At 35.8% G+C, this 13,567-nt stretch carries 11 protein-coding genes; 10 read left to right on the plus strand and 1 reads right to left on the minus strand.

Annotated elements, in window-relative coordinates; translation table 11 throughout:
- Positions 1-511: 511 nt before the first annotated feature.
- Genes BXY58_RS04060 through BXY58_RS04075 form a run of 4 tightly spaced genes read left to right on the plus strand, consistent with a single transcriptional unit; the run spans position 512 to position 4,575 of the window.
- The gene (locus BXY58_RS04060; protein ID WP_120212538.1) at positions 512-2,008 is read left to right on the plus strand and encodes a TlpA family protein disulfide reductase; all 1,497 of its coding nucleotides are present in this window, start codon (positions 512-514) and stop codon (positions 2,006-2,008) included.
- Positions 2,009-2,011: 3 nt separating this feature from the next.
- Positions 2,012-3,421, plus strand: a complete 1,410-nt coding sequence (gene rlmD, locus BXY58_RS04065) for a 23S rRNA (uracil(1939)-C(5))-methyltransferase RlmD (RefSeq protein ID WP_120212539.1) — start codon at positions 2,012-2,014, stop codon at positions 3,419-3,421.
- A 34-nt stretch (positions 3,422-3,455) separates the two neighbouring features.
- Complete coding sequence (locus BXY58_RS04070) at positions 3,456-3,941, plus strand: DUF6452 family protein (RefSeq protein ID WP_120212540.1); 486 nt, start codon at positions 3,456-3,458, stop codon at positions 3,939-3,941.
- Entirely contained in the window at positions 3,907-4,575 is a 669-nt protein-coding gene (locus tag BXY58_RS04075; protein ID WP_120212541.1) for a DUF6048 family protein, read from the plus strand. Before BXY58_RS04070 ends, BXY58_RS04075 begins: the two co-directional genes overlap by 35 nt.
- Positions 4,576-4,767: 192 nt before the next feature.
- On the opposite strand, the gene sppA is transcribed toward BXY58_RS04075, so the two are convergent.
- Positions 4,768-6,513, minus strand: coding sequence for a signal peptide peptidase SppA (sppA, locus tag BXY58_RS04080; RefSeq protein WP_120212542.1), 1,746 nt, complete (start codon positions 6,511-6,513; stop codon positions 4,768-4,770).
- Positions 6,514-6,555: 42 nt separating this feature from the next.
- On the opposite strand from sppA, the gene folK reads away from it, so the two are divergent.
- The 6 genes from folK to nudK all read left to right on the plus strand — a co-directional run bounded on the left by folK (position 6,556) and on the right by nudK (position 13,543).
- Positions 6,556-6,951, plus strand: a complete 396-nt coding sequence (gene folK, locus BXY58_RS04085; protein WP_308659103.1) for a 2-amino-4-hydroxy-6-hydroxymethyldihydropteridine diphosphokinase — start codon at positions 6,556-6,558, stop codon at positions 6,949-6,951.
- A gap of 21 nt (positions 6,952-6,972) precedes the next feature.
- Positions 6,973-8,394, plus strand: a complete 1,422-nt coding sequence (locus BXY58_RS04090) for an OmpA family protein (RefSeq protein ID WP_120212544.1) — start codon at positions 6,973-6,975, stop codon at positions 8,392-8,394.
- 28 nt (positions 8,395-8,422) lie between these two features.
- Entirely contained in the window at positions 8,423-9,856 is a 1,434-nt protein-coding gene (locus BXY58_RS04095) for an OmpA family protein (protein WP_120212545.1), read from the plus strand.
- 70 nt (positions 9,857-9,926) lie between these two features.
- A complete protein-coding gene (locus BXY58_RS04100; protein ID WP_120212546.1) occupies positions 9,927-11,828 on the plus strand; it encodes a RecQ family ATP-dependent DNA helicase in 1,902 nt (633 codons plus the stop codon).
- Between the two features lie 176 nt (positions 11,829-12,004).
- Positions 12,005-12,955 (plus strand): methionyl-tRNA formyltransferase, encoded by a 951-nt coding sequence (gene fmt, locus BXY58_RS04105; RefSeq protein ID WP_120212547.1) that lies wholly within the window; start codon positions 12,005-12,007, stop codon positions 12,953-12,955.
- A gap of 6 nt (positions 12,956-12,961) precedes the next feature.
- Complete coding sequence (nudK, locus tag BXY58_RS04110) at positions 12,962-13,543, plus strand: GDP-mannose pyrophosphatase NudK (protein ID WP_120212548.1); 582 nt, start codon at positions 12,962-12,964, stop codon at positions 13,541-13,543.
- Positions 13,544-13,567 lie beyond the last annotated feature (24 nt).

The following is a 13,567-nucleotide window of genomic DNA, read 5'->3' on the forward strand; positions in this document are numbered from 1 at the left end:
CCTCTAGCGCCGATGGTACTGCGATAAGCGGGAGAGTAGGTCGCCGCCAGTTTTTTTAAACCTTCATTCTTTATTGAGTGAAGGTTTTTTGTTTTAACAGCCTCATTCATATTTTTGATTGAGGTTTTTTATGCCTTATAGTCAAAACTGCATTTTTATACTAATAACTGATAACATTTATTATTCCATCCGATTATATTTGGAATCCTAAAAACGATCTTTTTATTCATTACCTACTCTTTGCATTTTATTTATAAACTAACTTGTTATTTACTATAAACTTTAATCAATTGACGAAGTTGAAATTATTAAAAGATTCAACTCATTAAAATTAATGACTATTCTATATAACAAATAATAAATCAATCAAATGTAGACAATCAACGACTTGTAAAGAATTTGAAATAATCCCATTATTTGTCTAATAATCTGTTAATGTTTTAATAAAAATGCTGTTTTCATTTTTTTACAATTCTTAATTAGATTATTTTTGCAAAAATTAATTTTTAAAATGAAAAAATACTTATTTCTTCTTTTAATTTCTTTGGTAGTCATTTCTTGTTCCAAGGTTAAAGTTGAAGGAAATGTAAAAGGTGGTTCTCCTTTGGAAAGAATCGAATTTATTGAGGCTTCTGGTGTTGCAACACTGCCATTGGTTAATATAGGTGTTGATGACAAAGGTAATTTCAAAGGTGATTTCAAAGCGCCTAAGAATGGAATGTATGCAATGACCTATGCCGGAAAAATGAATTTCATTTATCTTAAAAAAGGCCAAACGCTTAAAGTTTCCGGAGATGCGGCCACTTTTCCTGAAGTTTATAAAATCGAAGGCGACGCCAAAAAGAATAACGATTTCATTACAGAAACTCAAAAGTATTTACAAACATACAGCTCTAAGCTGAATATGCAATTGCTTCAGAAGAAAGAGTCTGATTTCTTAACTGAAATTAAAAAAGTTCATTCTGATCTTGAGAAAAATCTAGACGAGACTGCTGATAAAATTGGTCCGGATAGCGATGTTGTAAAACTTAAAAAAGACGAGTTGGCGACTAATATTTTAACATTTTTGGTTCAGTATGAAGCCACTCACGGTCAAGCGATAGGAGATCCTTCTTTCAAAGTTTCAAAAACATTTACAGATTATGAAAAAACTTTGACAAAAAACAATGATAGAATGGTAGAAGAATTGCCTGTCTACAGAAACTATCTATTAAACAAACTTGGGCAGGATTTCCAAAACTTTGCAGTGAAGCAAAAAGATAAGGATAATGCAAGTATGTCGACAATCTTTGCGAGATTTTTAGCTACAAATAAAGAGATGTCTCAAAAAACAAAGGATTATTTACTAGCTTTTGTAATTGCTAAATTTGATCTTAATCCTTATACTTCTGAAGTAGAAAAAGTTAAAAAAATTAGCGAAGAATATATCAAAGATTCTGAAGTTAAAAAAGATCTGAACTCTGCTATTAATGCTGTATTCGGATTGAAAAAGGGAGAAGAAGCTCCAAAAGTTAACTTTGTAAAGTTGGATGGTAAATCAGGAAATCTGGAGTCTAATGGAAAGCCAACGTTAGTGATGACATATGCTTCTTGGAATCCTTATATTGCACAATCCACCATCCCTGTTCTTAAAGAGGTAGTGAATTTCTACAAGTCTAAAGTTAACTTTGCATTTGTAAATGTTGACGATACCAAAGAACAATTTACAAAAACAGCGAATGCAATGTTGAAAGGGATCCCTGGAACTAATTATTATGCAGAAGGCGGATTATCATCTGACTATGCTAAAAAGTTCTTTATCTACGGATTCAAAATTCCAGGATTTTTCCTGATAGGAAAAGATGGTAAAATAGCGAGCCAGACTTTCTATAATCTGGGAGATGCTAAATTTGTAGAAGAGATGAACAAAATCTCTGGTTTGCAGGCGCCGTCCGTTAATCCACAAGCTCAACTTCAAAATGATTTGTTGCAACAGAATCCAAAGACTGATTCTGCAAAAACGAAATAATCTATGAGGAATAAAAAAAAGAATCAAATTCTTGAAAATATCAGACTCCTTTCTGCCGGTGCGAAAGGAGTTTCTGTTGGTAAAACAGAACTTGGGAAAACTGTTTTGGTCTCCGGAGCAGTTCCTGGTGATCTGGTAAACGTCAAAGTTAAGAAATCAAAAAGTAATTATTTCGAAGGCGAAGCAGTTGAGATTCTGGAATATTCCCAGGACAGAGTGGAACCAAAGTGTATCCATTTCGGAACTTGCGGTGGATGCAAATGGCAGAATATTGCTTACGAAAAACAATTAGAGTTCAAACATAACGAAGTAGTCAACAATATCACCAGGATTGGTGGTGTTTCCGGATTTGATATAATTCCGATTCTTGGTTCAGAAGAGCAATATTTTTACAGAAACAAAATGGAGTTCTCTTTTTCTAATGCACGTTGGTTGACTCAATATGAGATCAGTTCAGAAGAAAATTTCGGAAACAAAGATGCTTTAGGGTTTCATATTCCGGGAATGTGGAGCAAGATTTTGGATCTTAAAGAATGTTTTCTGCAGGAAGATCCTTCAAACCAAATCCGTTTAGCAGTAAAAAAATATGCTGTAGATAATGGACTTGAATTTTATGATGTCAAGGCCCAGGAAGGATTTTTAAGAACATTGATGCTTCGTCAAAATTCTAAAGGCGAATGGATGGTTCTTTTCCAATTGTACAAGGAGTTAGAAGCTGAGAGAATCCAGCTATTCGATTTTCTTTTAAATCAATTCCCACAGATTAAAACGCTTGTATTTGCTATTAACCCAAAAGGAAATGACAGCATCTACGATTTGGATATCCAAACTTATTTTGGAGAAGGTTTTCTTTATGAAGAGATGGATGGATTGAAATTTAAAATCGGACCAAAATCTTTTTTTCAGACTAATTACCGTCAGGCATTAGAGCTTTACAGAAAAACCCTTGAGTTTGCTGAGCTAACAGGCGATCAAGTGGTTTATGACCTTTATACAGGAACGGGAACGATTGCTCAATATGTTGCGAGAAATGCAAGGCACGTTATCGGAATCGAAGCCGTGCAAGAGGCGATAGATGCAGCCATAGAGCATGCAGAACTGAATGGTCTTGATAATACAACCTTCTATGCTGGTGATATGAAAAACGTCTTCAATGATGAGTTTCTGGAAAATCATCCGAAAGCCGATGTATTGATTACGGATCCACCTCGTGACGGGATGCACCAGAAAGTTGTGGAACAAATCCTGAAATTATCTCCGGAAAGAATCGTGTATGTAAGTTGCAACTCTGCGACACAAGCGAGAGATATTGCATTGATGAAAGATGATTATGAATTGGTGAAGATTCTTCCCGTTGATATGTTCCCACAAACGCATCACGTAGAGAATATCGCTTTGCTAATCAAAAAATAAGATTTAATTTTAGTCTAAATTCTACCATCAGATAATGAAGAATTTAATATTATTTTTCGGATTTCTATTACTTCTCACCAGTTGCGGAGGAGACGATGATATTTGTCTGAGTGCTGACTCTACACCAAGATTGAAACTTAAATTTAAAAGTGCAGCCAATATAAGTAGTAATCAATTGATTGAAGTTGATACATTGTATGTAGATGTAGATTACGGTAAAGCCAATTTAACCAATATCATAACAGCTCAGGCAAATGTAGATTCTATTTTTGTTCCGATGAGAGTAGATGATGTTCAGTACACTGATATCTATTTCAGAATAAGAAAAGATGGCCCGAGAAGTAAGATGAGAGTCAATTATACCACAAAACCAATCTATGTTTCGCCGGCTTGTGGTTATAAAGTTAATTATGAAAACCTGAATGCTGAGCTTTTGGAAAGTAATCCTGTACAAAATGTTGAATCCAATCATACCTCATTAACCGATGAAAGTAGAATCAATTTTTATCTGCGCCTTTAGTCTGTTTTCTGCTTTTGGATTTGCCCAGCAAAAACAAGACGAGAAAAAACAGGATTCTTTTAAGTGGAAATATACGCCCAATTTTACGGTTGGAATAGATGCGCTCAATTTAGGAATAAGCTTTTTTGGCGACAGAAAATTATATCAGGGATTCATTTCCAGCAGGATCAACAAAAGAGTCCACGCGGTTATCGATTTGGGATATGACAAAAATGTTTATCAAAAAAACGGATATGATGCCAAAGCAGATGGACTGTTTGCAAAAGTTGGAGGTTTCTATATGCTGACTATGGATCCGGAAAATGATCTCAACGGCTTCTATGCCGGTGCCAAATTGGCAGGAAGCTTCTATTCCCAAGAATATATGGCCATCCCTGTAAAAGGACAATATTCCGAAGGAGTGACAGTCGCTTTTGATCCCTCGACACAAAGCAGTTATTGGATAGAAGCATCTCTGGGCGCAAGAGTTCAGGTTTTTGAAAGTAATTTCTTTATCGACATCAATGTGCAACCAAGATATTTGGCATACACCACCAAGCAGGACGAGATAACCCCTATGATAGTTCCTGGTTTTGGAAGGAGCTCAGGAAGTTTCACCATGGGAATCAGCTGGAGTTTAGCATATCGGTTTTAAATTTTTTAGAAGCTTGATCCCGCTTTCCGCTCATACTCCTCGCTCTGGCGCTCCACTTCGTTCCGCGCCATCGCTGCGGGGTAACCGCTACAATCGAGGCTAGGTATAAATCATTCGAAATAAAATAAATGTGTTAAAATAAAAAAAAGCCTTGCTGTAATCTACAGCAAGGCTTTTTATAATTAAGTATGACTAATTAATCTTAATACTGAAAGGACTTTCCATCACCACAGCAGACTTAGTATCAGGATCCGTAATGTGCTGGAAAATTTTGAAATTCTCTTTGCCAAGTTTACTTTTGATCAATCTGGTGGAGAAATCTTCTTCAGTTTCCGAAGAAAATATCTGCTCAAATTTTGAAACCTTTGCAGGATAAGAAGATACATTGTACGTTTTTAGATTTGCAGATTTAGCCGCAAACTTAATAGCATCCTGTAAAGATCCCAGTTCATCCACCAAACCGATCTCTTTGGCTCTCACGCCAGACCATACTCTGCCACCACCAATGGCATCGATCTCCTCAAAAGTCTTTTTCCTATTTTGAGTTACAAAATGAACAAAACGTTGATAGGTTGCTTCTACACTTCTTGTCATAATAGAGAGTGTTCCGGGAGTCAAACCATTAATAGCCGAGATCATATTAGAATTAGCATTAGTAGAGACCACATCACTTCTGATTCCGTTTTTCTCCGCCAGATCTTTGAAGTAAGGAACCACTCCGAAAACGCCAATAGATCCTGTTAAAGTATTAGGCCCGGAAAAGATTTTGTCAGCACCCATCGCAATATAATAACCTCCGGAAGCTGCATAATCTCCAAAAGAAACAACCACTGGTTTTTTTCTTTTCAATTGTTGCATCTCAAAAAGAATTTCGTCAGAAGCATTGGCACTTCCTCCTGGGGAATTGATTCTGAAAACAACCGCTTTTACATCATCATCTTTTTGAAGTTTTTTAATTTCCTTCAGAAAGTTTTCAGAATAGATACCGTCATATCCTTTACCATTGTAAATTGCACCAGATGCATATAAGATGGCGATCTTTTTACCATCATTGTCAGAGTCCAGAGATTCGGAATATTTGGCAAAGGAGATTTTATTCAGTTTTTTATCTTTATCGATATTCAGTTTTTTCTTGATGATATTATCGTATTCAGATTTCTGAATGAGTTGATCTGCCAATTTATATTGCAAGCTAAGATTAGGAAGATAACTGTAAAGGCTGTCTGTTATGGTGTTCAGCTCAGTCAACGGGATTTTTCTCGATTCGGCAATTTTTCGAGACGTATTAGACCAGATGTCATTTAGTAATGTCGAAAGTTGTTCTTTGTTTTCAGGCGAAATTTCATCTCTCAAGAAAGGCTCAACTGCCGCTTTGAATTTGCCGTGACGGATAACCTGGATGCCGATTCCATATTTTTCAGCAAAGTTTTTAAAAAATGTAACTTCTGTAGAAAGTCCTTTCAATTCGATCAATCCTGCGGGATTCAGATAATATTTGTCGGCCACGGACCCCAAATAGTAAGCCCCTTGAGAAACCGCATTTCCGTAGGCGTAGACAAACTTCCCGCTTTTTTTGAAATCGTTCAAAGCACTTCTAATATCATCTAACTGGGTTATACCAGCATTGATATTGTCCATTTCCAAACTGATTCCTTTGATTTTATTATCGGTTTTTGCATTTTCAATCGCTTGCAAAATATCATAAAGCAAAACTGCTTTCGACTCACTTTTAAAAGCAAGAAGATCTTCCTGATCTTCGGAAGGACTATCTATTATTCTGGTTTTAAGATCTAAGGTAAGAATAGAGTCAGATTTTACATCAGTTCCTCCCGAAACCGAAGATAAAATAAGAAATGCAATAAAAAACACGAAAAAACCTGCAATCGCAATGAAGATTGCAGTTAAATTTGCTAAGACTATTTTGAAAAAACTTTTCATCTATAATATTATTTGTTCTATATGTCGTACAATGATGTCATTTTGTTACTTGGAAGTAATATAAATAATCCGGAGAAAAATATTGAAATCGCTCTTGAAAAGATAGAAAATCAAACGGGTTCAATATTAACAAAATCTAAATTAATATTAACAAAACCTGTAGAATTTGAAAGTTATAATAATTTTTGTAATATTGCAATTAAATTAAAAACACAATTTTCGCCTATAAAACTACTTTCTGAGTTGAAGGCTATTGAGAAAAATATGGGTCGTACAAGCGATTCTGCTGATCTCGGGGTCTATCAGGATAGAGTTATAGACATTGATATAATATTATATAACAATATAAAGTTTAGTTCTAAGAGATTAATTATTCCTCATCAAAAGAATCTTTACGAGAGAGATTTTGCAAGGGAACTCATTAATGAGGTGAAATAAATTTTTGTAACACAGATGACTATGAAGAAAAAACTATTTCTATTCTTCCTATTACCAGTTCTTGGTCTGGCTCAGACTAACGACTATGAAAGTAAGCCGGAAACCCAGCCATTCAATAACAAAAGCCGACTTTTCAAAGATTGGTCAGTTTCTGTTGGTGGCGGAGCAGCTTTTATGACACATGCCGACCTTACGTCTTTCTATGACGGGAAAATCAATTGGGGTTGGAATGGCTATGTCAGTTTGGATAAACAGATAACGCACACTTTCGGTTTATCCTTGATGTACACCAGAGGACAGACAAACCAAAAAGCTTATCTTAATGATGCGGCGGGTGTTGGCCACGGCTATACAAAATTTAACCAGGTTGCTTTATTAGGTGATGTCAATTTTTCTAATCTAATGAGAAGAGTTGACAACAGATCAAAGTTCAGATGGGCATTGCACGGTTATGCAGGAATTGGGCTTACAAGCTATAAAACATTTTTGCAGGATAATAATGTATTAGGAAAATGGCCTTTATACATTGATCAAAAAATGGATTTCGGCAGTTTTACCTATATAGGTGGTGTTGGTTTGAAGTATAATATTTCCAGACTACTTGACATCGAACTAAGAACACTATATCTTATGAGTGGTGACGAAGAGTTTGATGGTGGTGGCTGGACAAGAAATGCTTATCCGGGATATAATTTGATTAATGATACTTATTCTGATAATGCATGGCTTGTTAACTTAGGTTTATCATTCAAGTTAGGTAAACATCCGGATCATCTTCGTTGGGTAGATCCACTTCAAGGAGCTTATGCAAAGGCAGAAATTTTGGAAGAACAATTCAAAGATTTCAAAGTTTGTGAGAAAGGTGATCAGGATAATGACGGTGTTTGTGATGATTGGGATAGACAATTAGATACACCGGCTGGTGCAAGAGTGGATGGTGCAGGTGTTGCCTTAGATACAGATCTAGATGGCGTTATCGATCTTAATGACAAATGTGTGACTGTCCCTGGACCAATTCAAAATAATGGCTGTCCGTTAGAAACAAAGGCTCAGGTTTTACCAGTTAAAGAAGTTGCTATTGATGAGATCAACAAGTATTTCAACGGGATAGAGTTTGAGTTGAACAAGGATGTTATAAGAACTAAGTCTTTCTCTGATCTTGATAATGCGGCTGAGATCATAAAAACTCTTGGAGGAGACAGCAAATTTATTGTTGTAGGAGCAACTGACAGTAGAGGCTCATCAGCATACAATAAAAAATTATCCCAAGCTAGAGCAAACGCAGTTTTAAATTACCTTGTCAATAAAGGGGTTTCTGCGAGTGTATTAACTGCTGAAGGAAGAGGAAAAGAAGATCTGAAATATACAGAATGTGATCCGGCAACGAAATGTCCGGAGTGGAAAAATGAAGCTAACAGAAGAGTATATTTCGTCGCAAAATAAATAAACTAGAAAAAAACATTAATAGAATATGAAACAAAATTTATTATCATTAGTAGCAGTAGGATTATTGTTGCCTATGAGTTTAGCAGGTCAGGAGGTATCGTCAGATGCTAACTCTGGATCTCAGAATGTTTCTCCATTTACTCAGGCATCAAAAAGATTTAATGATTGGTCTATTTCGGTAGGTGCAGGTGTACCTTTGATCCAATCCGCTGATATGACTTCAATCAAAAACGGAAACGGTAAAAATCTTTTTGGATATTCTGCCTATATCAGTATTGATAAAGCCATTACGCACGCATTCGGATTGAATTTGCAGTATGACAGAGGAGAGACCAGACAAGGTTATGCATACACAAAAGATCATGCAACGTTACCTGATAGACAAATTGCAGGTAGAACTCAATATAATGCGATATCAATATTAGGTGATATTAACTTTTCTAATCTTTTGAGAAGAGTTGATAACAAGTCACCTTTTAGATGGGCTTTACATGGATATGCCGGTATTGGTACTTTAGCATACAAATCTTACAGACAAGATCCGGGACCTTATAATCAAACTCTAAATTTTGAATCAAAACCATTCAAATTAGGTTCACTTTTTGGACAGGCTGGTGCTGGTCTTAAATTTAAAGTCAATAATAGAATTGATATCGAAGGTAGATTGATGTATGTTGTAACTGGTGATGATGAATTTGATGGAGCTGGAGTTGGACAAAACGGTTATAATTTGACTGAAGATCAGATTTCTGATAACTTCTTCAACGGAACTTTAGGGGTTACATTTAAGCTTGGGAAGCATCAATCTCACTTGATGTGGCATGACCCATTGCAGGAGATTTATTACAAGCTAGATGTTCTGAATGATAAAACTCAGGATATCGAAGTTTGTAAGAAAGGAGATGTTGATAATGATGGTGTTTGTGATGATTGGGATAGACAACTGGATACACCTGCAGGAGCAAGAGTTGACGGTGCTGGTGTAGCATTGGATGTTGATTTGGATGGTGTTATCGATCTTTATGATAAATGTGTAACTGTTCCTGGACCTGTAGAAAATCAAGGTTGTCCATATCCTTCAAATTCTACAACAGGTATCGTCACAGATGAAGATAGAATACTGAAAGGAATTGAATTCGATTTGGATTCTGATAGAATTTTACCTTCTAATACGCCAATCTTGACTCAGGCAATTAATTATATCAATGCTTCTAATTCTAACTTCAAAGTAATTGGAGGTACAGATACTAGAGGAACTGAAGAATATAATCAGGGCCTTTCCGAAAGAAGAGCAAATAATGTTAAAAATTATTTGATTCAAAATGGAGCTGATAAAGCCAAATTAGAAGCTATTGGTCGAGGAGAGAAAAATCTTCTTTATCCGGAATGTGAACCTGCTGAAAAATGCCCTGAATGGAAAAACAGAGCAAACAGAAGAGTTTACTTTGAATCGAAATAAGATTAAAACAAATATTTAAAAACCGCATTTTTGCGGTTTTTTTATTTTAAGGAATTGATTAAATTTACAAATGCTTTCTTCCACAGAAACACAGGACAGATTAATTCATCAGACGCTCAAACAATTTTGGGGGTTTGATGAGTTTCGTTCTTTTCAGAAAAACATTATTCTTTCTATTGTTAATGGTAGAGATACATTAGCATTGTTACCGACAGGTGGCGGGAAATCACTTTGTTACCAATTACCGGCTATTGTTTTAGAAGGGATTTGTCTGGTTATTTCTCCACTTTTAGCATTGATGAGAGACCAAATCGATGCTTTGCTATCTATTGGAATCGAAGCCGAATTATTGAGTTCAGAATTAGACGAATTCGAAGAAGAATCTGTTTATAATCGATGCAAAGAAGGACTAATAAAAATTCTTTATATCTCGCCAGAAAGATTACAAAATCAACTATTCTTAAGAAATATCCAGGAGATCGAAGTTTCATTCATTGCGGTGGATGAAGCACATTGTATTTCGGAATGGGGCTCGGATTTCCGACCGAGTTATCAGAATATCAAAAAATTCCGACAGGAATTCAAAAATGTGCCTTGTCTGGCTTTGACAGCTACAGCGACTAATCAAGTGGTTGATGAGATTGTAAATAAGTTAGGACTTCATCAGCCTCAGGTTTATAAGCAAAGTTTCAAAAGAGATAATCTCAACATCATTGTTGAAAATACTTCCAATAAGTATAACAGGATTTTAGAATTCCTGAGACAAAATCCGTCTTCCGGAATCATCTATACTAGAACCAGGAAAGAAGCGGAGGAATTAACTTATTTTCTTAAAAATAATAAGTTCCAAAACGCAGATTTTTTTCACGCCGGATTATCTTCGAGTGAAAAAGAAAAACTTCAGAAAAAATGGATTAGCAGCCAGTTTCACGTTTTGGTTTCCACCAATGCGTTTGGGATGGGAATTGATAAAGACAATGTGCGATTTGTGATCCATTTGTCGCCTTCTTCCACGATTGAAAATTATTACCAGGAGATTGGCCGGGCTGGAAGAAACGGAGAAGAAGCGTTAGCACTACTGCTTTGGAACGAACAGGAATTAACGAACATCGATAATACATTCAAAAATCAAATTCCCAACAAAACTGAATACGAGAAAATATTGACTTATCTCTATTCTATTTTTCAAATTGGAGATAGCGATTGGCCAGAAAAAACCTTTCAGCTGGATCTCAATAAAATCAAGAATCTGACGAAATTATCCACTGCGAAAATCAAAAACATTTTGACCTTTTTGAACAATCAGGAATTGATTTATTATAAAAATAATATCTCTGCTTCTACAATTCAAAGTTTTGTACAATCTGATGAATTGGAACAATTACCACCAAGCGATGCTTATTTTATGGAATTGTTGTTTAGAAATTTGCCAGGATTATCGATTCAGAAAGTGCATTTCAGTGACGTGGCTTTTTGCAAAAAAAATGGAATGGATCTTCAGAATTTCAAACAAAAACTATTGCAGTTGCAGAAAGCGGGACATCTGGAATATCTCGACGGAAGTCTTCATTCCATCAAGTTTTTGAAGCCTCGGAATGACCGGCATTTGTTCGGAGAGTATTGGTCACTTTTCCATAATATTCAGAAAAATAAACTCAGAAAATGGAAAGAAAATAAATTCTATATCCAGGATTCTGATTTCTGTAAAATGAAATTGATTCTCAGCTATTTCGGCGAGCGAGATGCTGAAAATTGCGGCAAATGCTCGGTTTGCAGGAAGCGAAATAATTCCAAAAGAACTTTGTCTTCCGATATTTCGCAACAATTGTCTAATCGACCAATGTCTTTGGACGAGATGGCTGCTAATCTCAATTTTTACTCGAAAGAATCCATTTCAGAAACCCTGATTTTCCTTTTGGACATTGGTAAAGTCAAAATGTTGAACTACAAAACTTATATGCTCAATCAATAAAAATTTTAATTTTGGGCAGCTTAATCCGCCTTCCGCTCCCAATCTTTTTGCAAGACGATTTCACATCAAATAGAAATTGAGTACAAGCAAAAAAGGATTTCCGCTCAAGTCGGGCTGCGAGCGATTCAACTAAAAAAATTCAATTATTAACTATCATTTATCAATTATAAAAATCAATGCAGACGAAATCTCTTAATGTCGTTTTTTTCGGAACTCCCGATTTTGCAAAAGCTTCTTTGGAGGCGATATTCAAATCTCATCACAAAGTGGTTGGCGTTGTAACGGCGGCTGACAAAGCAAGTGGAAGAGGAATGAAGCTCACGCCTTCACCTGTGAAAGTTTTTGCAGAAGAGAATAACCTCAACCTTTTCCAGCCGGAAAAACTTCGAAATCCCGAATTTTTAGAATCTATCAGAAACTTAAATGCCGATGTTTTTGTGGTAGTCGCTTTCAGAATGATGCCTCAGGTTTTGTTCTCGATTCCGAAATTGGGGACATTTAATCTTCACGGTTCTTTGTTGCCGGATTATCGTGGTGCAGCGCCAATCAATTATGCGGTGATTAATGGCGAAACCAAGTCAGGTGTAACGACATTTTTCATCAATGAAAAAATAGATGAAGGAAATATTCTTCTCCAAGCAGAAACCGAAGTTTTACCGGAAGATAATGCGGGAACTTTGCACGATAAATTGATGATAATCGGTGCAGATTTGGTGATTAAAACTTTGGACGGATTAGCTGAAAATTCCATCACGGAGAAACCTCAGCCTGAAAAACAAAATCCAAAAACAGCTTACAAAATCTTTAAAGAAAATCTAAAAATCGATTGGAATCAAGGTTCTGAAACGATTCATAATTTCGTGAGAGGAATGTCGCCTTATCCAACGGCTTTTACTATTTTGAAAATCGGAGATGAGGAAAAATCACTGAAAATCTTCAAAGGCCATTTCGAATTAAGATCACATTCGAGAGAAGCTGGCGATTTTGATATTTCTAAAACCGAATTCAAATTCTATACAAAAGACGGAATCTATTATCCGGAAGATGTTCAAATCCAGGGGAAGAAAAGAATGCCTGTCAAAGATTTCCTTAATGGAATTCAGAATTTTGAGGATTATAAAAAATAAAATTCAATGCAAAATAACAAAGTCAAGATTTTAAAAACAGAAATCTTATCCGATAATTGGTACACGCTCAACAAAGTCACTTTTGAATATCAGAAGAAAGACGGAACGCTGGAAACCCAAAGCAGAGAAGCTTATGACAGAGGAAATGGTGCGACAATATTACTTTATAACAAAGAATCGAAAACTGTAATCTTAACAAAACAATTTCGTTTACCAACTTATATCAATGGCAATGAAGACGGAATGATGATAGAAGCTTGTGCTGGACTTTTAGACAAAGATAATCCGGAAGATTGCATCAAAAGAGAAACGGAGGAGGAATTGGGCTATGAAATTTCGGACATCAAAAAAGTGTTCGAAGTTTATATGTCACCAGGTTCTGTGACGGAAATTCTTTACTTTTTCATTGCAGAATATTCCAAATCGATGAAAATCAATGACGGAGGCGGGCTGGAAGAAGAGCAGGAAGAAATAGAAGTTTTGGAACTTGACATCGAGAAAGCGCTTGAAATGATTGACTCGGGCGAAATCAAAGATGCAAAAACGATTATACTTCTCCAGCACTTGAGACTAAAAGGTATTTTATAGATTTAAAATCAATTCAATTATAAA

It is taken from the genome of Epilithonimonas arachidiradicis (assembly GCF_003610695.1).
Taxonomy (GTDB): Bacteria; Bacteroidota; Bacteroidia; order Flavobacteriales; family Weeksellaceae; genus Epilithonimonas; species Epilithonimonas arachidiradicis.

Coding starts and splice junctions, on each gene's coding strand:
- BXY58_RS04060 (WP_120212538.1), top strand. CDS start 512: ATGAAAAAATACTTATTTCTTCTTTTAATTTCTTTGGTAGTCATTTCT.
- rlmD (WP_120212539.1), top strand. CDS start 2,012: ATGAGGAATAAAAAAAAGAATCAAATTCTTGAAAATATCAGACTCCTT.
- BXY58_RS04070 (WP_120212540.1), top strand. CDS start 3,456: ATGAAGAATTTAATATTATTTTTCGGATTTCTATTACTTCTCACCAGT.
- BXY58_RS04075 (WP_120212541.1), top strand. CDS start 3,907: ATGAAAGTAGAATCAATTTTTATCTGCGCCTTTAGTCTGTTTTCTGCT.
- sppA (WP_120212542.1), bottom strand. CDS start 6,513: ATGAAAAGTTTTTTCAAAATAGTCTTAGCAAATTTAACTGCAATCTTC.
- BXY58_RS04090 (WP_120212544.1), top strand. CDS start 6,973: ATGAAGAAAAAACTATTTCTATTCTTCCTATTACCAGTTCTTGGTCTG.
- BXY58_RS04095 (WP_120212545.1), top strand. CDS start 8,423: ATGAAACAAAATTTATTATCATTAGTAGCAGTAGGATTATTGTTGCCT.
- BXY58_RS04100 (WP_120212546.1), top strand. CDS start 9,927: ATGCTTTCTTCCACAGAAACACAGGACAGATTAATTCATCAGACGCTC.
- fmt (WP_120212547.1), top strand. CDS start 12,005: ATGCAGACGAAATCTCTTAATGTCGTTTTTTTCGGAACTCCCGATTTT.
- nudK (WP_120212548.1), top strand. CDS start 12,962: ATGCAAAATAACAAAGTCAAGATTTTAAAAACAGAAATCTTATCCGAT.